Annotated in this window: 30 protein-coding genes; 2 read left to right on the plus strand and 28 right to left on the minus strand. The window is 40.4% G+C overall.

What is annotated here, in order from left to right:
* Positions 1 to 400: transposase family protein (locus tag VER_RS07305; protein WP_238390177.1), on the plus strand; the 400-nt coding region annotated here is incomplete at its 5' end.
* 5 nt (positions 401 to 405) lie between these two features.
* Positions 406 to 705, plus strand: coding sequence for a transposase (locus VER_RS10540; protein WP_370456476.1), 300 nt, complete (start codon positions 406 to 408; stop codon positions 703 to 705).
* On the opposite strand, the gene queF is transcribed toward VER_RS10540, so the two are convergent.
* From queF to rpsQ, 28 genes are all read right to left on the minus strand, one after another.
* Positions 669 to 1,166 (minus strand): preQ(1) synthase, encoded by a 498-nt coding sequence (queF, locus tag VER_RS07315; protein WP_162100207.1) that lies wholly within the window; start codon positions 1,164 to 1,166, stop codon positions 669 to 671. The genes VER_RS10540 and queF overlap by 37 nt on opposite strands.
* The gene (locus VER_RS07320) at positions 1,153 to 1,704 is read right to left on the minus strand and encodes a QueT transporter family protein (RefSeq protein WP_162100208.1); all 552 of its coding nucleotides are present in this window, start codon (positions 1,702 to 1,704) and stop codon (positions 1,153 to 1,155) included. The genes queF and VER_RS07320 overlap by 14 nt, the downstream gene beginning before the upstream one ends.
* 212 nt (positions 1,705 to 1,916) lie before the next feature.
* Positions 1,917 to 2,795, minus strand: coding sequence for a 2-oxoacid:ferredoxin oxidoreductase subunit beta (locus VER_RS07325; RefSeq protein WP_162100209.1), 879 nt, complete (start codon positions 2,793 to 2,795; stop codon positions 1,917 to 1,919).
* Position 2,796: 1 nt separating this feature from the next.
* Entirely contained in the window at positions 2,797 to 4,548 is a 1,752-nt protein-coding gene (locus tag VER_RS07330; RefSeq protein ID WP_162100210.1) for a 2-oxoacid:acceptor oxidoreductase subunit alpha, read from the minus strand.
* 612 nt (positions 4,549 to 5,160) lie between these two features.
* Entirely contained in the window at positions 5,161 to 5,949 is a 789-nt protein-coding gene (gene truA, locus VER_RS07335; protein ID WP_162100211.1) for a tRNA pseudouridine(38-40) synthase TruA, read from the minus strand.
* 117 nt (positions 5,950 to 6,066) lie between these two features.
* Complete coding sequence (locus tag VER_RS07340) at positions 6,067 to 6,876, minus strand: energy-coupling factor transporter transmembrane protein EcfT (protein WP_162100212.1); 810 nt, start codon at positions 6,874 to 6,876, stop codon at positions 6,067 to 6,069.
* On the minus strand, positions 6,866 to 7,735 hold the full coding sequence (locus tag VER_RS07345) for an energy-coupling factor transporter ATPase (RefSeq protein ID WP_162100213.1): 870 nt from the start codon (positions 7,733 to 7,735) through the stop codon (positions 6,866 to 6,868). The genes VER_RS07340 and VER_RS07345 overlap by 11 nt, the downstream gene beginning before the upstream one ends.
* Positions 7,726 to 8,568 (minus strand): energy-coupling factor transporter ATPase, encoded by an 843-nt coding sequence (locus tag VER_RS07350; RefSeq protein WP_162100214.1) that lies wholly within the window; start codon positions 8,566 to 8,568, stop codon positions 7,726 to 7,728. Before VER_RS07350 ends, VER_RS07345 begins: the two co-directional genes overlap by 10 nt.
* Before the next feature lie 227 nt (positions 8,569 to 8,795).
* The gene (gene rplQ, locus VER_RS07355) at positions 8,796 to 9,131 is read right to left on the minus strand and encodes a 50S ribosomal protein L17 (RefSeq protein WP_162100215.1); all 336 of its coding nucleotides are present in this window, start codon (positions 9,129 to 9,131) and stop codon (positions 8,796 to 8,798) included.
* A 12-nt stretch (positions 9,132 to 9,143) separates the two neighbouring features.
* Positions 9,144 to 10,145, minus strand: coding sequence for a DNA-directed RNA polymerase subunit alpha (locus tag VER_RS07360; protein ID WP_162100216.1), 1,002 nt, complete (start codon positions 10,143 to 10,145; stop codon positions 9,144 to 9,146).
* An 81-nt stretch (positions 10,146 to 10,226) separates the two neighbouring features.
* Positions 10,227 to 10,616 carry a 30S ribosomal protein S11 gene (rpsK, locus tag VER_RS07365; RefSeq protein WP_115310821.1) on the minus strand — a complete coding sequence of 130 codons (390 nt, stop codon included), beginning with the start codon at positions 10,614 to 10,616 and terminating at the stop codon, positions 10,227 to 10,229.
* Positions 10,617 to 10,633: 17 nt separating this feature from the next.
* Positions 10,634 to 11,002, minus strand: a complete 369-nt coding sequence (gene rpsM, locus VER_RS07370; protein ID WP_115310820.1) for a 30S ribosomal protein S13 — start codon at positions 11,000 to 11,002, stop codon at positions 10,634 to 10,636.
* 22 nt (positions 11,003 to 11,024) lie between these two features.
* Positions 11,025 to 11,138: a 50S ribosomal protein L36 gene (gene rpmJ / locus VER_RS07375; protein ID WP_006555676.1), complete on the minus strand. Its 114-nt coding sequence runs from the start codon at positions 11,136 to 11,138 to the stop codon at positions 11,025 to 11,027.
* A gap of 29 nt (positions 11,139 to 11,167) precedes the next feature.
* Complete coding sequence (gene infA / locus VER_RS07380; protein WP_005377071.1) at positions 11,168 to 11,386, minus strand: translation initiation factor IF-1; 219 nt, start codon at positions 11,384 to 11,386, stop codon at positions 11,168 to 11,170.
* 21 nt (positions 11,387 to 11,407) lie between these two features.
* The gene (gene map, locus VER_RS07385) at positions 11,408 to 12,178 is read right to left on the minus strand and encodes a type I methionyl aminopeptidase (RefSeq protein WP_162100217.1); all 771 of its coding nucleotides are present in this window, start codon (positions 12,176 to 12,178) and stop codon (positions 11,408 to 11,410) included.
* A 3-nt stretch (positions 12,179 to 12,181) separates the two neighbouring features.
* On the minus strand, positions 12,182 to 12,745 hold the full coding sequence (locus VER_RS07390) for an adenylate kinase (RefSeq protein WP_115310818.1): 564 nt from the start codon (positions 12,743 to 12,745) through the stop codon (positions 12,182 to 12,184).
* 13 nt (positions 12,746 to 12,758) lie between these two features.
* Entirely contained in the window at positions 12,759 to 14,021 is a 1,263-nt protein-coding gene (gene secY, locus VER_RS07395; RefSeq protein ID WP_162100218.1) for a preprotein translocase subunit SecY, read from the minus strand.
* 1 nt (position 14,022) lies between these two features.
* Positions 14,023 to 14,463 (minus strand): 50S ribosomal protein L15, encoded by a 441-nt coding sequence (gene rplO, locus VER_RS07400; RefSeq protein ID WP_115310816.1) that lies wholly within the window; start codon positions 14,461 to 14,463, stop codon positions 14,023 to 14,025.
* A gap of 22 nt (positions 14,464 to 14,485) precedes the next feature.
* Entirely contained in the window at positions 14,486 to 14,665 is a 180-nt protein-coding gene (rpmD, locus tag VER_RS07405) for a 50S ribosomal protein L30 (RefSeq protein ID WP_006555671.1), read from the minus strand.
* Positions 14,666 to 14,683: 18 nt separating this feature from the next.
* Positions 14,684 to 15,184, minus strand: coding sequence for a 30S ribosomal protein S5 (rpsE, locus tag VER_RS07410; RefSeq protein WP_115310815.1), 501 nt, complete (start codon positions 15,182 to 15,184; stop codon positions 14,684 to 14,686).
* Between the two features lie 18 nt (positions 15,185 to 15,202).
* Positions 15,203 to 15,565: a 50S ribosomal protein L18 gene (gene rplR, locus VER_RS07415; protein ID WP_162100219.1), complete on the minus strand. Its 363-nt coding sequence runs from the start codon at positions 15,563 to 15,565 to the stop codon at positions 15,203 to 15,205.
* A 31-nt stretch (positions 15,566 to 15,596) separates the two neighbouring features.
* On the minus strand, positions 15,597 to 16,142 hold the full coding sequence (gene rplF, locus VER_RS07420; protein WP_115310813.1) for a 50S ribosomal protein L6: 546 nt from the start codon (positions 16,140 to 16,142) through the stop codon (positions 15,597 to 15,599).
* A gap of 23 nt (positions 16,143 to 16,165) precedes the next feature.
* Positions 16,166 to 16,564, minus strand: coding sequence for a 30S ribosomal protein S8 (rpsH, locus tag VER_RS07425; protein WP_115310812.1), 399 nt, complete (start codon positions 16,562 to 16,564; stop codon positions 16,166 to 16,168).
* A 28-nt stretch (positions 16,565 to 16,592) separates the two neighbouring features.
* Positions 16,593 to 16,862, minus strand: a complete 270-nt coding sequence (rpsN, locus tag VER_RS07430; protein ID WP_006555666.1) for a 30S ribosomal protein S14 — start codon at positions 16,860 to 16,862, stop codon at positions 16,593 to 16,595.
* Between the two features lie 17 nt (positions 16,863 to 16,879).
* Entirely contained in the window at positions 16,880 to 17,419 is a 540-nt protein-coding gene (gene rplE, locus VER_RS07435; RefSeq protein WP_162100220.1) for a 50S ribosomal protein L5, read from the minus strand.
* Positions 17,420 to 17,443: 24 nt separating this feature from the next.
* On the minus strand, positions 17,444 to 17,770 hold the full coding sequence (gene rplX, locus VER_RS07440) for a 50S ribosomal protein L24 (protein WP_162100221.1): 327 nt from the start codon (positions 17,768 to 17,770) through the stop codon (positions 17,444 to 17,446).
* A 17-nt stretch (positions 17,771 to 17,787) separates the two neighbouring features.
* On the minus strand, positions 17,788 to 18,156 hold the full coding sequence (rplN, locus tag VER_RS07445) for a 50S ribosomal protein L14 (protein ID WP_006555663.1): 369 nt from the start codon (positions 18,154 to 18,156) through the stop codon (positions 17,788 to 17,790).
* Positions 18,157 to 18,180: 24 nt separating this feature from the next.
* Positions 18,181 to 18,441, minus strand: coding sequence for a 30S ribosomal protein S17 (rpsQ, locus tag VER_RS07450; protein ID WP_277600414.1), 261 nt, complete (start codon positions 18,439 to 18,441; stop codon positions 18,181 to 18,183).
* Positions 18,442 to 18,469 lie beyond the last annotated feature (28 nt).

Genomic DNA, 18,469 nt, shown 5'->3' on the forward strand with positions numbered 1-18,469 from the left:
AAATAAAAGCTACGAAACCATTACTAAAGGATGTTTACTCAATATGTCTACTCTTAATTATATAGGAAAATTACTAGGAATCAAAGCCGAATATATAAAAAATATGCGAGAAACCGATTCAGAGCATTTACTGTATGTAGAAGTTCCCGCGCACCCTCACACTTGTCCGCATTGTCATGCAAAAACTACACGTATTAAAGGCTATACAAATCGAGCTATTCGCCATACAACCGCTAATGAAAAGCCTATTCGATTCTTGTATCGCCAACGTCGTTATGTTTGCTCTTGTAGTCGTCCCTCAACGTTGCCACCGGTCTTATCTATTGATGAATTTAAAAAAATACAGCAGAAGAAAAGTACCAAGTCATTCTCACCGCTCCAGAGTCTCATAAAATATTAGATATTCTGCCCAAACGAGATACTACCGAATTAGTCAAGTACTTTACTCAATTTCCTAAGTATATACGAAACAACGTAAAATATATCACTATGGATATATCACTGCAATTCCGTTCTGTAATGCATGATTGGTTTCCTCAAGCACAAATCGTCGCCGATAGGTTTCACTTAATTCGTCTCATTACCTTCGCCTTAGAACGGTTCCGCAAGGCCGAACAAAATACGTTATCCAATGTAAACCGTACCTTTAAAAGCAGTTTCTTGGTTTATTACCGATACGCCACCCGCTCTGGCTGCATATCGTGAAAGTGTAATCGTTCTTTAGCTACCTTTTCCCATTCCGTACCCGGTTTGCCATAGTTAGCATACGGATCAATAGCCAGGCCACCTCGCGGTGTGAATTTGCCCCACACTTCAATGTATTTAGGACTCATTAAAGCAATTAAGTCTTTCATAATAATATTTACACAGTCTTCATGGAAGTCACCATGATTACGGAAACTAAATAAATATAATTTCAACGATTTACTCTCTACCAAACGTTCATCAGGCACGTAAGAAATATAAATCGTCGCAAAATCAGGTTGTCCCGTCATAGGACAAAGACTAGTAAATTCAGGACAATTAAATTTTACAAAGTAATCATTATTAGGATGTTTATTGGGAAACGATTCCAATACTTCTGGTGCATAATCAGTAGGGTATTTCGTCGCTTGGCCTAACCCATGTACCCCTTGTAACTCTTCACTTGTTCTACCGCTTGCCATAGGATGGCACCTCCCTTTGTAATTTCATAGCTTCTTCCTTCATTACAGGTTCTCTCCCCATAATGATATGACTAAAACGTTCTAAGCCATTTACAATAAAAAAGCTCACTATTGCAGAAATCCCTTGCCCCACTAATAGGGAAGTCACTAATACCACATAAGGCACGCCTAATAAAGGTGATAACCATAAAGGGACTACTAAACTAGGAACTAAGGTAATAAAAGGAATCACAATCCAATTACCAAACCCCATACGCTTTCCTAACACAATACCACTCGTAGTAACGAGGCCTACTATACAGCCCCCAATAGCATCAATAGGGCCTAAACCGCCCATAATTAAATTACTAATCAAGTTGCCAAAACCAAAGGCTAAAATAGAGAAAGGAAATAACGCCGCCAAACCATACAAAGCGGTAGCAATCCGCACTTGGTATTGACCAAACGCAAAGCCCTGCGTGATCATCATAATCACAATATACAAGGCAAGACATAGACCTGAAATAGTCAGCTTTTTTGTTGTACTCAAAGTATTCATTTTTAAAATCTCCTTAGTTTTATTTAAAGACAGGATGGTTACGAACTGTCTTACTACATACATGCTAACAGGCGATACCTAAGCATCGCCTGTTAGTTAAGTAACAGCTATCGTTTATTATACCATAAACTGCTACTGTATGTATTCTTTTTATATAGAAAAAATTAAATTTACTGTTAATCAGCCTACTTTTTCATAGCAAGTCCAAAGAATTATTTGAATTCGTCACATAAACCTTGGAACATAGCTGCATCTGGTTTTACTACATCATGTACAAGCGCACGGGCATGTGGACCACCATTAGCATCAGCTAAGGCTTTTTCAAAGCATGGTTTAGTCGTATCTTCATAGATTAAACCAGTCAATAGGCCTTGATAATCACCTAATGTTTTTAAGGCTTCAGCACGATTAGAAGGATCATATCCTTCAATTTTAGATAAAGACGTTAAGTTTTCTTTGAAGTAATCATAACCATTGCGTTTATTATATGTTACGCATGGGCTGAATACGTTAATGAAAGAGAACCCTTCATGTTGCATGCCTTGCTTAATCAATTCAACCAATTCAGCACGGTTAATCATATAGCCTTGCGCTACGAAAGTAGCACCAGCAGCAATCGCCGTTTCACAAATTGGTAATGGTGATTCAAAAGAACCATGTGGTGAAGTTTTAGTTACAAAACCAATATCGGAACGAGGAGAGGTTTGCCCTTTAGTCAAACCATATACATGGTTGTCCATTACAACGTAAGTAATATTAACATTACGTTTGAACGCATGAATCGTATGACCCATACCAATAGCGAACGCATCACCGTCACCGCCGCAAACAACAACTTCCAAATCTTGGTTAGCTAATTTTACGCCTTGAGCATATGGTAAGGCACGACCATGCGTAGTATGAGCACCATAAGCGTAGAAATAACCACCAATACGGCTAGAACAACCGATACCGGAAATAACAGCTAATTTTTCTGGAGAAATATCTAACTGAGTCACAGCATCAGTAATGGCCGCCTGCACCCCATAATGACCACAACCTGGGCACCAGTTAGGGCGAATATCATTTCTATAATCAGTCACTTGAGCCATCTTATAAAACCTCCTTAATTGCTTTTTTTACATAGGTTGCTGTGAATGGATTACCATCATATTTTAAGCAACTATGGAGCTTACATTTATTAGGCATATTAATACGGAATAAGTCAGCTAATTGTGCTGTTGCATTTTGTTCACAAATAACAACTTTTTTAGCTTTTTCATAGAAAGGCATAAGTTGTTCTTTAGGGAATGGTTTAATTAGGCGAAGTTGTAAGTGGTTAACTTTAACACCTTCAGCTTCCAATTCAGCAGCTGCTTCTTCAATAGCACCACGGCTAGAAGCGATACCAATTACCAATACATCACATTCATCATGTTTTGCATTATTAAGGAATGGTTCATATACATCAGCTACCGTACTCAACTTACGAAGACGTTTGTCAGTTTGGCTAACGTGCATAGTTGGTGCTTCTGCTGGTTTACCTTCTTCATTATGTTCAAGGCCAGTAGATAAGAATAAACCATTTTTCATACCAGGAATGGTACGAGGGGAAATGCCATCTTCCGTCAATTCAAAACGTTTGAAGTAATGAGGACGTTCTAATTCTGGCAGATCTTCTTCTTTCATCATTTTACCGCGTTCAATTGGCACACGATTCAAATCGAAAGAAGGTACGGATTGTTTATTCAAACCTTGTTGTAAATCAGGCATGAAAATAACTGGACATTGATACATTTCAGCGAGGTTAAATGCTTTTTGAATTTCATAGAAGCATTCTTCAATACTTGTTGGTGAAATAACGATGTTAGCATAATCACCATGCGCATTGTGACAAGCTGCATTGATATCAGAGGTTTCCACTTTAGTCGCCATACCAGTGGATGGGCCAGAACGTTGCACGTCAATAACTAACATTGGCAATTCAGCCATAGAAGCCATGGACAAGGATTCCGCCATAAGGCTTAGACCTGGGCCAGAAGTACAAGTGAAACCACGTACGCCTGCATATACACCACCCATAGCGGTCATACAAGCAGCAATTTCGTCTTCTGTTTGAACAACAGTTGCCCCAATTTTATCCATTTTCTTAATCATGTATTCCATAACTTCAGAAGCTGGAGTAATTGGATAGGATGCCATGAAACGAGAACCAGCTGCAATCGCACCCAGTGCTAATGCTTCATTACCTAATAAGAACATCTGATCTTTAGGTTCTGGTACTGGTAAAGTATCTACGTCCCCTTCACCACGTTTTTCAATGATTAGAGTATAACCATCTTCAAAGGCATTTAAGTTTTTATCAATTACATCTTGTGATTTTTTAGCAAAACGTTCCGCAATGGCTTTCTTAAATGGGGTTTTATCAAATCCTAAGAGAGCAACTGACATCCCTAACGCAACGATGTTACGCATCAACAAGGACCCTTGTTTCATAGCTGTTTCAGTAATAGGTACAGCTAAGCAAGTAACAGGTGCCCCTTCAAATTTAGAGAAGTCAGGGTTTACTTTGCTATCGCAAATAATGTAACCACCATTACGAACTTCATTACCGTGCATATCAACGGTTTCTTGGTCTAATGCTACCAAGAAGTCAACGGATTCGCCAACCGTCATAATTTGTTCTAGTGCAATACGTAGTGCAAAGGTTGTATGCCCACCTTTAATACGAGATGCAAAGAGACGTTGGCTGTATAAAGAGTACCCCTCTTTAGCTAAGATTGTGGCCATAATTTCGCCGCAGCTTTCGATACCTTCGCCCTGCTGGCCACCCATTTTCCAGATAAAATCTTTACGTTTTTGCAAAAGATTCACCCTCCTTAGGATTAAACATTACATGGTATAGTGGATCTGTAAAATCTTTCAACTACTTTACATTTTAACATTTTTATACAAAATCAGCAAACAACTTCTAGGAATCCATAGCACCCATTATGACTAGCCTGCAAGGCTAATTATAGCTTACAAGTAGGGCATATTCTATAGTGTATAATATATATCCAATGACATCAATAAATAATATTATTACTCATTTTATGCATAATTATAATACCAAATAGCCCTTTCATAAATACAAGTCCATTATAAATGTCTTACTACATTAGAACTATAAAAGGCGTACCTATAGTCATAGTTTGCCCTGCAACCTATAAAAATAGATACGCCTATTACTTTATAAAGCATCTAAATAAGTCCACGTGTAGTTTATATTTTATTAATTTTAAACATATATTCCTTAGTCCATCGTAACAAGCTAATTAAGCCACTAGCTCATTTGATTTCCGCCATTCAGTAATGAAAAGACTTCAGCCCTATCATTAACCTGCTAATTTATAAAATTATAGCTAGACCTATGCTCAAATGATATATCCCTACAATTTAGTACCCTTTTAATTAGCTAAAGCAAAAGGGACGCCGTTAGCGTCCCAAACTTTTTAAAACTGAACTTCGTCTTGTTTCATCAAAAAAGATTTCTTCTAAACATAAACCTTGTGCTGGTGCCGTTTTACCAATACAACGGCGGTCCCTACTAGCCAACAAATCAGGAATGGCCTCTGGTAAAATACGACCTAACCCTACATCCACTAACAAACCGGCAATGTTTCGCACCATATGATAGAGAAAGCCATCCCCAATTACATGGATACGTAAGGTAGTCCCCTCAAATCGAGGTACCACTGCATATATGGTTTTCACCGGATTAGCAGGTGTAGAATTGGCCCCTTGCAAAGTCGTAAAATCGTGCGTTCCTTCTAAATACTGAGCCCCTTTGACGATAGCCTCATGATTTAAGGGCTTTTTCACATGCCAATGATACCTCATAGTCAATGGATCAGCTACCTCATCATTATGAATCGTATACACATACTCCTTACCAACAATCTGCCACCGAGGTTTCCAATCAAGGGGAATTTCCTCAGCGTTACGAATCACTATATAGGGTGGTAAATGAGCGATTAAGGCGCGTGTTAAATTAGCAACAGGAATACGCCCAGTCGTAAAAAAAGTAACGACTTGAAAGCGTGCATGTACCCCTGCATCAGTGCGGGAAGCACCATAAATAGAAATAGGCTCATTGCATACTCGGCTCAAGGCTGCTTCTAAACAATCCTGTACGGTAATGCCATTTTGCTGGCTTTGGTAACCATTGAGTTCAGTGCCATCATAGGCAACAATTAAGCGTATATTACGTTGTTCTGCGTCCAATGAAAGCTCCTTTCTACAGCTATCCTTAGCCTTATCTAAAATATGCCTTATGTAAAATATGCCTTATCTAAAATTACGTCCTACATAAAATGACGCCCTATATAAAATAGATTCTCTTTAAAAGGTAACAGGGAAAAATTTCAAGACTAATAAAACGAGAGTAATACTAATAACCCCAGTAATGCCAATGTAATCATAGGAGGTAACCGTCAATTCACGCATGCGCGTACGATTATGACCACCGCGATAACATCTAGCTTCCATAGCAACCGCTAATTCATCAGCCCGACGGAAGGCACTAATAAACAAAGGTACTAGTAAAGGCACCATATTTTTAGCCCGTTTAATAATACTCCCCGTTGTAAAATCAGCACCACGTGAAGCCTGCGCCTTCATAATGCGATCCGTTTCTTCCAATGAAGTAGGAATAAACCGCAAGGCAATGGTCATCATCATAGCCAATTCATGAGCAGGTACACCAAATCGCCGAAACGGATTCAACAAGTGCTCTATACCATCAGTCAAGCGAATAGGGGACGTTGTATAGGTTAGTAGGGACGAAAAAATAATTAAAAATACTAAACGCGCCGCCATAAAACTCCCCATACGAAGCCCTTCTTCACTAATATGTAAGAAGCCCATCTCCCAAACCATCGTTCCTGGCGTAGTAAAGATATGGATAACCATGGTAAAGACGATAATAATCCATAGAGGTTTAATGGAGTTCCATACTAAACGCATAGGCAACCGAGACAAAGCAACAGTAAAAATAGTAAATAAACCAACCACTATATAGGCTAATGTCGTTTCAGCTAAAAAGATAGCTACAATGAAAATCATAGTGGCTATAATTTTAGCACGCGGATCCATACGATGTAAAAAAGAATCGCCAGGGAAGTATTGGCCAATTGTAATATTACTTAACATGGGCTACCTCCTTTACGGCTACTTCAATAGCTTTAACAGCATCATCTACAGAAATCACTTGCTGTGACACTGGTAAACCACGGTCGCGCAAATACTCAACTAGTTTAGATACAGGGGGCACATCTACACCAGCAGCCTGTAATTCTTTCCGTTTATTCATAAAAATATCCAGCGGTTTGCCATCTAATTGAATCTGCCCATTATCAATCACAATGAGGCGATTAGCCATCCGTGAAATATCTTCCATATTATGCGATACCAATACTACTGTAATTCCTTTTTTCTCATGAAGTTCCATAATTTTCTGGAAGATTTCTTCACGACCAAAAGGATCTAAACCTGCAGACGGTTCATCTAAAATTAAATAATCTGGCTCCAAAGCTACCACCCCAGCAATGGCTACGCGGCGCATTTGACCACCCGATAATTGAAACGGCGAGCGTTCCGCATAGGTAGCATAATCAAGGCCTACAAAGTCCATGGCCTCATGAACTCGCTGATTAACTTCTTCATCACTAAGGCCTAAGTTCTTTGGCCCAAAAGCAATATCTTGAGCAATTGTTTCTTCAAACAACTGATGTTCCGGATATTGAAACACCATGCCCACTTTATGACGCATTATTTTAGCTTCCTCTGTTTTGAGCGCCGCATCTATGCCATTAATAGTAACCGTACCCGTAGTAGGATGCAATAAACCATTCAAATGTTGCACTAACGTGGATTTACCAGACCCTGTGTGCCCAATAATACCAACAAAGTCGCCTTCTTTAATTGTTAAATTAATTCCCTTCAATGCTTCTTTACGATACGGCGTATTCTCGCCATATACGTACGAAACAGTATCTAATATTATTGGCATAATTGGTCCCCCAATTCCTCCTCCGTAATAATATCCGCTGGTAAAGATAGGCCATCAGCCCGCAACTTAGTAGCTACTTCTGCTACGACTGGTACATCTAAGCCCAGCTCTTTTAATATAGGCACTTGTGAAAAAATCTCTCTTGGTGTACCTTCATGCAATAATTTACCATTTTTCATAACGATTACACGATCAGACGTAACTGCCTCTTCCATGAAATGCGTAATATATACAATGGTAATCCCTTCTTCTTTATTCAAGCGGTGAACCGTTTCTAGTACCTCTTTACGCCCTACTGGGTCGAGCATGGCGGTTGGCTCATCAAGGACAATACAATCAGGCTTCATCGCTAGAACCCCAGCAATGGCAATGCGCTGCTTTTGACCACCTGATAGTAAGCCTGGGGAATGAAGGGCATATTCTGTCATATTAACACTTTGTAAAGCTTCTTTTACACGACTACGAATTTCCTCAGGCGCGACGCCCAAATTCTCAGGCCCAAATGCAACATCTTCTTCTACCACAGCTGCTACAATTTGGTTATCTGGATTTTGAAATACCATGCCTACATGTTGACGAATATCCCACAAGTGATGCGCATCTTTCGTATCCATCCCTAGCACCGTAACCGTTCCCTTGGTAGGCGTTAGTAGCACATTAAAATGTTTGGCTAATGTACTTTTACCGCTCCCATTAGTACCAATAATACTGACAAATTCTCCTTTGCGAATAGAAAGACTTACATCATCTAAGGCATATACCACATTGCCTGATTCATCTTCATAGGTATGACTCATGTGATTAGCTTGTATCATAATGTCTTGTGTACTCATTATTTATCCTCAACTTAATGTATACATAATTACTATATTGATAATATAAAAATAGCGGTCATTCGTCAACCCACTATTTTAGTAGGGGTTGATAATAACGCATAAAGTTTATTGACCTCTATTTTTATACTGTCAATACAGTGCCCCAAACTACTATGACGACTATCTTCGTATAGCATAAAAAAGCGGTGTTGCTAACATCCGTTGCAACACCGACTTCCTAATTATTAAACGAGCTCAATAAGTGCTAATGGAGCTGCATCGCCTTTACGAAGGCCAGTTTTAATTACACGAGTGTAACCGCCCTGACGATCAGCATATTTTGGAGCAATTTCGTCAAACAATTTTTTAACTACATCTTCGTCCATAAGGTATGCAAGTACCTGACGACGAGCATGAAGATCACCACGTTTTGCAAGTGTGATCATCTGGTCAGCTAAACCACGAAGTTCTTTAGCTTTAGCTTCAGTCGTTTCAATACGATCATACTGGAAGAAAGATGTTAACATACCGCGGAATAATGCTTTACGAGCAGAGCTGTCACGGCCTAATTTTCTATACATTAGTCATCCTCCTTATTCGCCTTTTTTCTTCAAGTAAAATGGTCCCAATGGATGATTTTGAAGTTTTTCTTCAATTTCATCAATGGATTTTTTACCTAAATTACGTACCTTACCTAAATCGTCCATACTCTTATCCAAGAGGTCCGCAATTGTATTAATGCTTGCGCGTTTTAAACAATTATATGCACGAACAGACAATTCTAAATCGTCGATAAGGATTTTAGATGGACCATCATCAGGTTCTTCACCAGCTGGTGAATCATCGACAATTGGACCTTCATCATCTGCACCAGGAACGATAAATTCCTCAGCAGAATGTGCTAATTTAGTGAAGTTCTTTAAGTAACCAATCATAATATTGGCAGAACGTGCTACAGCTTCAGCGGCGGTAATGGAACCGTTGGTAACAACTTCAAGAGTTAATTTATCAAAGTCCATTTCGTTGCCTACGCGCACATCACTTACTTCATATTTTGCTCGAAGAATAGGGGAGAAGATGGAGTCGATAGGAATTCGACCAATTACATCATCATCCTTTTTATTCTTCGTGGATGGCACATAACCTTTACCACGTTCAATGCGCACATCCATTACTAGATGAGCTACCTCATCCATCGTAGCAATTACGAGGTCAGGATTTAAAATTTCTACCTCAGGTGGGAAATTTTGTCCAAATTCACCAGCAGTTAACACGCCTTCTTTTTGGATATCAATATGAAGATCCAAAGGCACTTGTGCTTCGCTATCAAGGCGAAGGCATAACTGTTTGAGGTTAAGAATTATATCCGTTACGTCCTCACGAATACCAGGAATGGTAGAAAATTCATGAAGCACTCCATCAATCTTAATGGAAGTAATGGCCGCTCCATCTAAAGACGAAAGCAGAATTCGACGTAAGCTATTACCGAGCGTAATCCCGTAGCCACGATCTAATGGTTCACAGACGAATTTACCATAACGACCGTCATCGCGTACTTCAACTTTCTCGATTTTTAATTTCTTTTCTTCGCTCATCAGGACAATCCTCCTATTAAACACGCCTTTCATCTATAGTATATCATAGCGACCGCTCCAAGCGATCGCTTAAACTATAAATTATACACGACGACGTTTTGGAGGACGGCAACCATTGTGAGGAATTGGAGTAACGTCTTTAATGCTGTTAACTTCAAGACCTGCAGCTTGCAATGCACGGATTGCAGCTTCACGACCAGAGCCTGGACCTTTTACGAATACTTCAACCTGACGTAAGCCGTGTTCCATAGCAGCTTTAGCAGCTTGTTCAGCCGCCATCTGAGCTGCGAATGGAGTGCTCTTACGAGAGCCACGGAATCCAAGACCACCTGCGGAGGCCCAGGAAAGAGCATTACCGTTTGTATCAGTAATTGTTACGATAGTGTTATTAAATGTGGAACGGATATGAGCCGCACCAGATTCAACGTGTTTCTTTTCTTTTCTTTTGCTTCTTACTACCTTTTTAGCCACGCTTTATCCCTCCTTTATTATTTCTTCTTCCCAGCAATTGCTTTTCTAGGACCCTTACGAGTACGAGCATTTGTCTTAGTGCGTTGACCGCGCAAAGGCAATCCTGCACGATGACGTTTCCCGCGATAGGAGTTGATTTCAATTAAGCGCTTAATGTTAAGTGCTTCTTCACGACGAAGGTCACCTTCAACCTTATACTCTTCATCAAGAAGAGCACGGATTTTCGCAACTTCATCTTCAGTAAGGTCACGAACGCGAGTATCTGGATTGATACCTGTTTTTTCCAAAATTTCTTTGGACAAAGTAAGTCCGATACCATAAATATAAGTTAAACCAATTTCCACACGTTTGTCACGTGGTAAATCTACACCGGCTATACGTGCCATCTATTCATCCACCTCCTATCAATTATCCTTGTTTTTGTTTATGTTTTGGGTTTTCGCAAATTACCATTACACGGCCTTTACGTTTAATGATTTTGCATTTTTCGCATATCTTTTTAACTGATGGTCTAACCTTCATAAGTACCTCCTTTGTGTCGCTGCCGCTTACTATTTAAAACGGTAGGTAATACGACCACGATTTAAGTCATATGGTGTCAGTTCCATAGTAACTTTATCACCGGGAAGGATACGAATAAAATTCATACGCATTTTGCCTGACACATGAGCAAGTACCACATGACCATTTTCAAGTTCTACCTGAAACATGGCATTTGGTAAAGCTTCAACGACCGTACCTTCCACTTCAATAACGTCTTCTTTTGACATATCATTTCCTCCGGCTACTGGTTATTTAATCAACCTGGGTTCATCACGCATGGTCAAAATTTCAGGGCCGTTTTCAGTAACAACCACTGTATGTTCAAAGTGTGCCGCTGGTTTGCCATCACGTGTGACAGCTGTCCAGTCATCACCGAGAACCTGCACTTCGTAAGTACCCATAGTAATCATTGGCTCAATACAAAGCACCATACCCGGCTTTAAAAGAGGGCCATGCCCAGCCGGACCGTAATTTGGAATTTGTGGATCTTCATGCATTTCACGACCAAGACCATGACCAACGAAGTCACGTACCACTCCAAATCCGAATTTTTCACAATACGTCTGAACAGCGTGAGAAATGTCCCCCACTCTGTTCCCGACAACAGCTTGTTCAATGCCTTTAAACAAGCTTTCTTCTGTCACTTTGAGAAGTTTCATAACCTGAGGTTTTACCTTCCCAATAGGAATGGTTACACAGGAATCCCCATGATACCCATTAACAGAAGATACAAGGTCGATACTAATAATATCGCCATTCTTCAGTTTGCGATGAGCATTGGGAATACCATGTACCACTTCATCATTGATAGAAGCGCAAATTGTTGCAGGATACCCATAGTAACCTTTGCAGCTAGGTTCACCACCATGGCTGCGAATATATTCTTCGGCAAATTGATCTAATTCCAAGGTGCTAACACCTGGTTTAGCTACTGCTATAAGCTGTTCTAGTGTTTCAGCTGTGAGCTTACATGCCTGACGGATATACTCAATTTCATGTTCCGATTTCAAAATAATCATTGATTATTTCTCCAACGCTTTAATGATATCTGTAAATACTGTATCCACATCCTGTAATCCGTTGATTTCTACATATAAACCACTGTTACGATAGTAATCAATCAAAGGCTTTGTAGATTCGTCGTATACAGCAAGACGTTTCTGTACTGTTTCCGGTTTATCATCGTCACGATTTTCAAGACGTGCTCGTTCGCTGATGCGTCGAACTAATTCATCATTTGGAACATTGAGGTTCACAACTGCATCAAGAACAATTCCCATTTCTTTTAATATAGCATCTAATGATACTGCTTGGGCGGTTGTACGAGGGAAGCCATCAAGAATGAAGCCATTTTTGCAATCATCTTTAGCAAGGCGTTCACGTACAATTCCTACCGTAACACTATCCGGTACGAGCTGACCAGCATCCATGTATTTCTTAGCCTCAAGACCAAGAGGGGTACATTCCTTAACCGCAGCGCGGAACATATCACCGGTTGAAATCTGAGGAATACCATATTTATCAATTAAACGAGTTGCCTGAGTGCCTTTACCTGCACCGGGAGGTCCCATTAACAAAATATACATAGCAATTTTCCTCCTATTTAACAAAGCCCTTGTAGTGACGTGTTAATACTAACGATTCAACTTGTTGCATCGTATCCAATGCTACGCCAACTACGATGAGTAGAGCTGTACCACCAAAATACACGCCTTCAATACCAGTAATACCACCAATGAAGTTTGGTAAAATGGCAACTAATGCTAAGAACATAGCACCAGCGAAGGTAATGCGTGTCATTACGCGATCTACATAATCAGCAGTAGGTTTACCTGGGCGAATGCCTGGGATAAATCCACCGTATTTTTTCATATTATCTGCCATATCCGTAATGTTAATTGAGATTGCTGTATAGAAGTAAGTAAATATGAAAATCAATACAGCATATAAAATAGTCTGCAATGGAGTTCCCCATGTAAAATAGTTAGCTAGTGTTCTCACCCAGTCAACCTGCACAAACTGAGCTAACGTCACAGGAAACATCAAAACGGATGACGCAAAGATAATTGGAATAACACCTGCCTGGTTGACCTTAAGAGGAAGGAAGGTTGAATGGCCACCGTACATTTTACGACCAACTACGCGTTTAGCATATTGAATCGGAATACGACGTTGACCTTGAGTTACCGCAATTACAAAGACAATCATTGCAACGGCGATAATAGCAAATAATATAGCTTGGAAAATATTAATTGTTCCTACTTGTAGGTATTCATAAATTGTGCTAAACCCTGATGGGAAGCGTGCTACGATACCAGCAAAGATGATAAGAGAAATACCATTACCAATGCCATATGCTGTAATTTGTTCACCAATCCACATAAGGAGACAAGTCCCTGCGGTTAAGATGATAGCAATTACAATTACCGATAAGAAACTGTTGTCAATTAATGCACTATTGGCACGCAACGCATAGGCCATACCGAAAGCTTGGACGAAACCAAGTACGACAGTACCATATCGCGTTACTTTGGCAATTTTCTTACGACCATCTTCACCATCTTTACTCCATTGTTCAAAGGTCGGAATTACCGCTGTTAACAGCTGCATAATAATGGACGCATTGATGTATGGGGTAATACTCATGGCAAAAATGGAGAATTTACTTAAGGCACCACCAGCGAACAAGTCCAGTAAACCGAACAAGCCACCAGAGGTGAATAAGCTTTCAATAACAGAGGCATCTACGCCAGGAACTGGGATGTGAACGCCTGCCCTGAACACGATAAACATGAGTAACGTATACGCCACTTTGTTACGGAGCTCTGTTATTTTAAAGATGTTAGAGAGGCCTTCTAGCACCCTAGATCACCTCTACTTTTCCGCCTGCTGCTACAATCTTTTCTTCGGCAGTTTTAGTAAAACCGTTAGCAATAACTGTTAATTTCTTTTCTAACGTGCCATTACCTAGGATACGGATACCGTCACGAACGTTTTTCAAAATGCCTACTTCGATAAGAGCTACTGGATCAACGGTAGCACCGTCTTCGAAACGGTTAAGTTGGGAAATGTTAACTTCCGCATATTCTTTAGCGAACACATTTTTGAAACCACGTTTTGGTAAACGGCGATAAAGAGGCATCTGGCCACCTTCGAAGCCAGAGCGTACGCCACCACCACTACGGGAGTTTTGACCTTTCTGACCACGGCCAGAGGTTTTACCAAGACCGGAACCAAGACCGCGACCACGACGAGTGCGAGTCTTTTTAGAACCTGCTGCTGGAGCTAATTCATGAAGTTTCATTCAGTGCACCTCCTTATCTATATTATACTTCTTCTACAGTAACTAAATGTCTAACTTTGTGAAGCATACCCTGAATCTGAGGTGTAACTTCTTTAACTACCTGAGAGTTAGTTTTCTTTAAGCCAAGAGCTTTTACAGTTGCGCGCTGATCTTCAGGGCGACCGATTAAGCTTCTGGTCAATGTAATTTTTACCTGTGCCATTACAGTCAATCCCCCTTATTAGCCATAAATCTCAGCTACAGTTTTGCCACGAAGAGCTGCTACGTCTTCGGCACGTTTTAACTGTGCTAAGCCTTCAATTGTTGCGCGAACCATGTTGTTAGGATTGGAAGAACCAATGGATTTCGTAAGGATGTTACGAACACCAACTAATTCTAATACGGCACGCACTGGGCCACCTGCGATAACCCCAGTACCTTCTGCAGCTGGTTTCAAGAATACGCGGCCTGCGCCGAACGTACCTGTAACACTGTGAGGAATAGTACCGTTTTTAATAACAACATGAATAAGATTTTTCTTAGCATCATCAATGCCTTTGCGAATTGCTTCTGGCACTTCTGCCGCTTTACCTAAGCCAACGCCTACGTGACCGTTGCCATCACCAACAACAACTAAAGCGCTGAAGGAAAAACGACGACCGCCTTTTACTACTTTGGCTACGCGGTTGATGAATACTACTCTTTCTTTAAGATCAAGACTGGTGTAGTCAATTCTCGCCATGTCTAAAGTTCCTCCTTCTTAGAATTTCAAGCCTGCTTCACGAGCGCCTTCTGCAAGGGCTGCGACACGACCATGATAAATGTAACCACCGCGATCGAATACTACAGATTCGATACCTTTTTCGATAGCACGTTTAGCAACTAATTCACCAACAGCTTTAGCTGCGGCCACATTGCCACCATAGTTCAAGTTTAATTCTTTATCTAATGAGCTAGCTGCTACTAATGTTGTACCAGCTACGTCATCAATAACCTGAGCGTAAATGTTGCTAAGGCTACGGAATACGTTCAAACGTGGAGTTTGCGCCGTACCAGAAATGTGACGACGAATACGAAGATGACGTTTTGCTCGAGCAATATTTCTTGTGGATTTACGAGCCAAGATGTTCACTCCTTTCTAAATTCTACTGATATTATTTGCCTTTAGCGCCAGCTTTACCAGCTTTACGACGAACTACTTCGCCTTCGTAACGGATACCTTTACCTTTGTAAGGTTCTGGTTCTCTCCATTTACGGATATTAGCAGCTACAGCACCAACCACTTCTTTGTCCGCACCGCTAACAATGATTTTGTTAGGAGCTGGAACATCGATGGTAATACCAGCAGGAGCTTCCATTTCTACTGGATGAGAGAAGCCAAGAGTAAGAACTAATTTATTACCTTGTTTTGCCGCTCTGTAACCTACACCGTTGATTTCCAATGTTTTTGCAAAGCCATCATGAACGCCTGTTACCAAGTTAGCAACAAGAGCGCGAGTGAGGCCATGTAAAGAACGATGCGCTTTATCTTCGCTCGGACGAGCTACTGTGATTGTGTTACCTTCCACAGTAATAATCATATCCGGATGCAATTCACGAGATAATTCACCTTTTGGACCTTTAACAGTCATTACATGATTTTCGTAATTTACTGTAACGCCAGCAGGGATCTCGATAGGCATTCTACCGATACGTGACATTATTTCTACCTCCTATTGCCTGATTACCATACGTATGCTAGTACTTCGCCACCAAGGCCTTCTTTACGAGCTTGTTTATCACTCATTACACCTTTAGATGTAGAAATAACTGCAATACCTAAACCACCTAGTACGCGAGGGAGTTCTTCCTTCTTCGCATAAACACGTAAACCTGGTTTGGAAATACGTTTAATTCCAGTAATTACTTTTTCATTATTGGAACCATATTTTAACGTTACTTTTAATACTGTATGTTTGCCGCTTTCAACGGTTTCAACGCTCTTTACAAATCCTTCTTCTTTAAGGATTTCTAGAACGGCAGCCTTCATGCGAGAAACAGGAATTTCAACTGTTTCGTGAAGGGCAGCATTTGCATTACGGATGCGCGTAAGCATATCCGCAATCGGATCGGTCATTACCATATTCTAAAAACCTCCTCCCGTAATCCAATTACCAACTGGCTTTTTTAACGCCAGGAATCTGTCCTTTGTATGCAAGTTCACGGAACGCAATACGGCTAATACCGAATTTACGCATGTAGCCATGAGGGCGACCGGTCAAGTTGCAACGATTATGTAAACGAGTTGGGGAAGCATTTGCTGGCAATTGAGCCAATGCTTCATAGTCGCCAGCAGCTTTTAAAGCTTCACGCTTAGCAGCATATTTAGCAACAATCTTTGCACGTTTCTTTTCGCGTTCAATCATAGATTTTTTAGCCATCTATAAGTTCCTCCTAATTATTTTTCAAACGGCATGCCACAAAGAGCCAATAACTCACGAGCTTCTTCATCAGTTTTAGCGCTAGTAACTACGATGATATCCATACCAGTTACGCGTTCTACCTGATCATATTCGATTTCAGGGAAGATGAGCTGTTCTTTAAGACCCAATGCATAGTTACCACGGCCATCAAAAGCCTTAGCACTTACGCCGCGGAAGTCACGTACACGTGGCAAAGCTACGTTGATCAATTTATCCAAGAACTCATACATGCGTTCGCCGCGAAGAGTTACTTTAGTACCTAAAGACATGCCTTCACGAACTTTAAAGTTAGCAATGGATTTCTTAGCTTTAGTAATAACTGGTTTTTGACCAGCGATGATTGTGAGGTCGTTAACAGCAGCGTCTAATGCTTTTGCATTGCCTACTGCATCGCCAACACCAATATTGATAACGACTTTTTCCAATTTAGGAATTTCCATAACGTTTTTGTACTGGAATTTTTCCTGTAAAGCCTGACGAATTTCACTAGTATATTTTTCGTTTAAACGAGACATTAGTTAAAAGCCCTCCTTTCCCTATTATTTATCGAGTACTGCACCACTTTTAACAGTAGCACGTACAAATTTACCATTTTGTTCTACTTTTTTGATACGAGTAGGCTGTTTAGTTTCAGGATCAAGTACCATTACGTTGGAAACATGGATAGGAGCTTCCTTAGTGATGATGCCGCCCTGAGGATTAGCCTGGCTTGGTTTCGTATGACGTTTAACTAAGTTAACGCCTTTTACGAACACGCGCGATTTTTTAGGTTCAGTTGCAATAACTTCACCTTGTTTGCCTTTATCTCGACCGGAGATAACAACAACAGTATCGCCTTTTTTTACTAGAAGTTTAGTTTGGGACATCGTCGCGTTCCTCCTTCTTATAAAACTTCTGGAGCAAGAGAGATAATCTTCATGAAGTCTTTTTCACGAAGCTCACGAGCTACAGGTCCAAAAATACGAGTGCCACGTGGGCTCTTGTCATCTTTAATTACTACTGCTGCATTTTCGTCGAAACGAATATAAGAACCGTCCTGACGACGGATACCTTTTTTAGAACGAACAATTACGGCTTTAACTACGTCGCCTTTCTTGACAACGCCACCGGGTGATGCATCTTTTACAGAAGCAACGATTACGTCACCGATATTGCCGAATTTGCGATAAGAACCGCCCAAAACTTGAATACACATAATACGTTTTGCGCCAGTGTTATCGGCAACATTCAAAATTGTTTGTTGCTGGATCATCGTGTTTCCTCCTTACATCACGTATTATTTTACTTTTTCAATAATTTCAACCAATCTCCAATGTTTATCTTTGGAAAGTGGACGAGTTTCTACAATTTTAACTGTATCGCCAATTTGGCACTCATTGTTTTCATCATGAGCTTTGAAGCGTTTGCTTGTTACCATTGGCTTATTATATAATGCGTGCGGCACTTTACGTTCAACAGACACAACGATGGTTTTGTCCATTTTGTTACTTACAACTTTGCCCACACGTACTTTACGTACATTTCTTTCTTCTGCCACGACCATTAGCCTCCTTTTCAATCCAAAC

The sequence above is a fragment of the Veillonella sp. R32 genome (assembly GCF_010093125.1).
Lineage (GTDB): Bacteria > Bacillota > Negativicutes > Veillonellales > Veillonellaceae > Veillonella_A.

What these genes read in the sequence shown, in the direction of transcription:
- rpmJ (WP_006555676.1), bottom strand. Translation starts at nt 11,138, where the DNA reads ATGAAGGTTAGACCATCAGTTAAAAAGATATGCGAAAAATGCAAAATC.
- map (WP_162100217.1), bottom strand. Translation starts at nt 12,178, where the DNA reads ATGATTATTTTGAAATCGGAACATGAAATTGAGTATATCCGTCAGGCA.
- rplF (WP_115310813.1), bottom strand. Translation starts at nt 16,142, where the DNA reads ATGTCACGTATCGGTAGAATGCCTATCGAGATCCCTGCTGGCGTTACA.
- rpsH (WP_115310812.1), bottom strand. Translation starts at nt 16,564, where the DNA reads ATGGTAATGACCGATCCGATTGCGGATATGCTTACGCGCATCCGTAAT.
- VER_RS07390 (WP_115310818.1), bottom strand. Translation starts at nt 12,745, where the DNA reads ATGTATATTTTGTTAATGGGACCTCCCGGTGCAGGTAAAGGCACTCAG.
- VER_RS07360 (WP_162100216.1), bottom strand. Translation starts at nt 10,145, where the DNA reads ATGAGCGAAGAAAAGAAATTAAAAATCGAGAAAGTTGAAGTACGCGAT.
- VER_RS07325 (WP_162100209.1), bottom strand. Translation starts at nt 2,795, where the DNA reads ATGGCTCAAGTGACTGATTATAGAAATGATATTCGCCCTAACTGGTGC.
- rplE (WP_162100220.1), bottom strand. Translation starts at nt 17,419, where the DNA reads ATGTCTCGTTTAAACGAAAAATATACTAGTGAAATTCGTCAGGCTTTA.
- rpmD (WP_006555671.1), bottom strand. Translation starts at nt 14,665, where the DNA reads ATGGCACAGGTAAAAATTACATTGACCAGAAGCTTAATCGGTCGCCCT.
- rpsM (WP_115310820.1), bottom strand. Translation starts at nt 11,002, where the DNA reads ATGGCACGTATAGCCGGTGTAGATTTACCACGTGACAAACGTGTGGAA.
- VER_RS07340 (WP_162100212.1), bottom strand. Translation starts at nt 6,876, where the DNA reads ATGTTAAGTAATATTACAATTGGCCAATACTTCCCTGGCGATTCTTTT.
- infA (WP_005377071.1), bottom strand. Translation starts at nt 11,386, where the DNA reads ATGTCAAAAGAAGACGTTATTGAAGTGGAAGGTACGGTCGTTGAAGCT.
- rplN (WP_006555663.1), bottom strand. Translation starts at nt 18,156, where the DNA reads ATGATCCAGCAACAAACAATTTTGAATGTTGCCGATAACACTGGCGCA.
- VER_RS07320 (WP_162100208.1), bottom strand. Translation starts at nt 1,704, where the DNA reads ATGAATACTTTGAGTACAACAAAAAAGCTGACTATTTCAGGTCTATGT.
- rpsE (WP_115310815.1), bottom strand. Translation starts at nt 15,184, where the DNA reads ATGGCGAGAATTGACTACACCAGTCTTGATCTTAAAGAAAGAGTAGTA.
- rplX (WP_162100221.1), bottom strand. Translation starts at nt 17,770, where the DNA reads ATGTCCCAAACTAAACTTCTAGTAAAAAAAGGCGATACTGTTGTTGTT.
- VER_RS07350 (WP_162100214.1), bottom strand. Translation starts at nt 8,568, where the DNA reads ATGAGTACACAAGACATTATGATACAAGCTAATCACATGAGTCATACC.
- rplQ (WP_162100215.1), bottom strand. Translation starts at nt 9,131, where the DNA reads ATGTATAGAAAATTAGGCCGTGACAGCTCTGCTCGTAAAGCATTATTC.
- queF (WP_162100207.1), bottom strand. Translation starts at nt 1,166, where the DNA reads ATGGCAAGCGGTAGAACAAGTGAAGAGTTACAAGGGGTACATGGGTTA.
- rplO (WP_115310816.1), bottom strand. Translation starts at nt 14,463, where the DNA reads ATGAAACTTCATGAATTAGCTCCAGCAGCAGGTTCTAAAAAGACTCGC.
- VER_RS07345 (WP_162100213.1), bottom strand. Translation starts at nt 7,735, where the DNA reads ATGCCAATAATATTAGATACTGTTTCGTACGTATATGGCGAGAATACG.
- rpsN (WP_006555666.1), bottom strand. Translation starts at nt 16,862, where the DNA reads ATGGCTAAAAAATCTATGATTGAACGCGAAAAGAAACGTGCAAAGATT.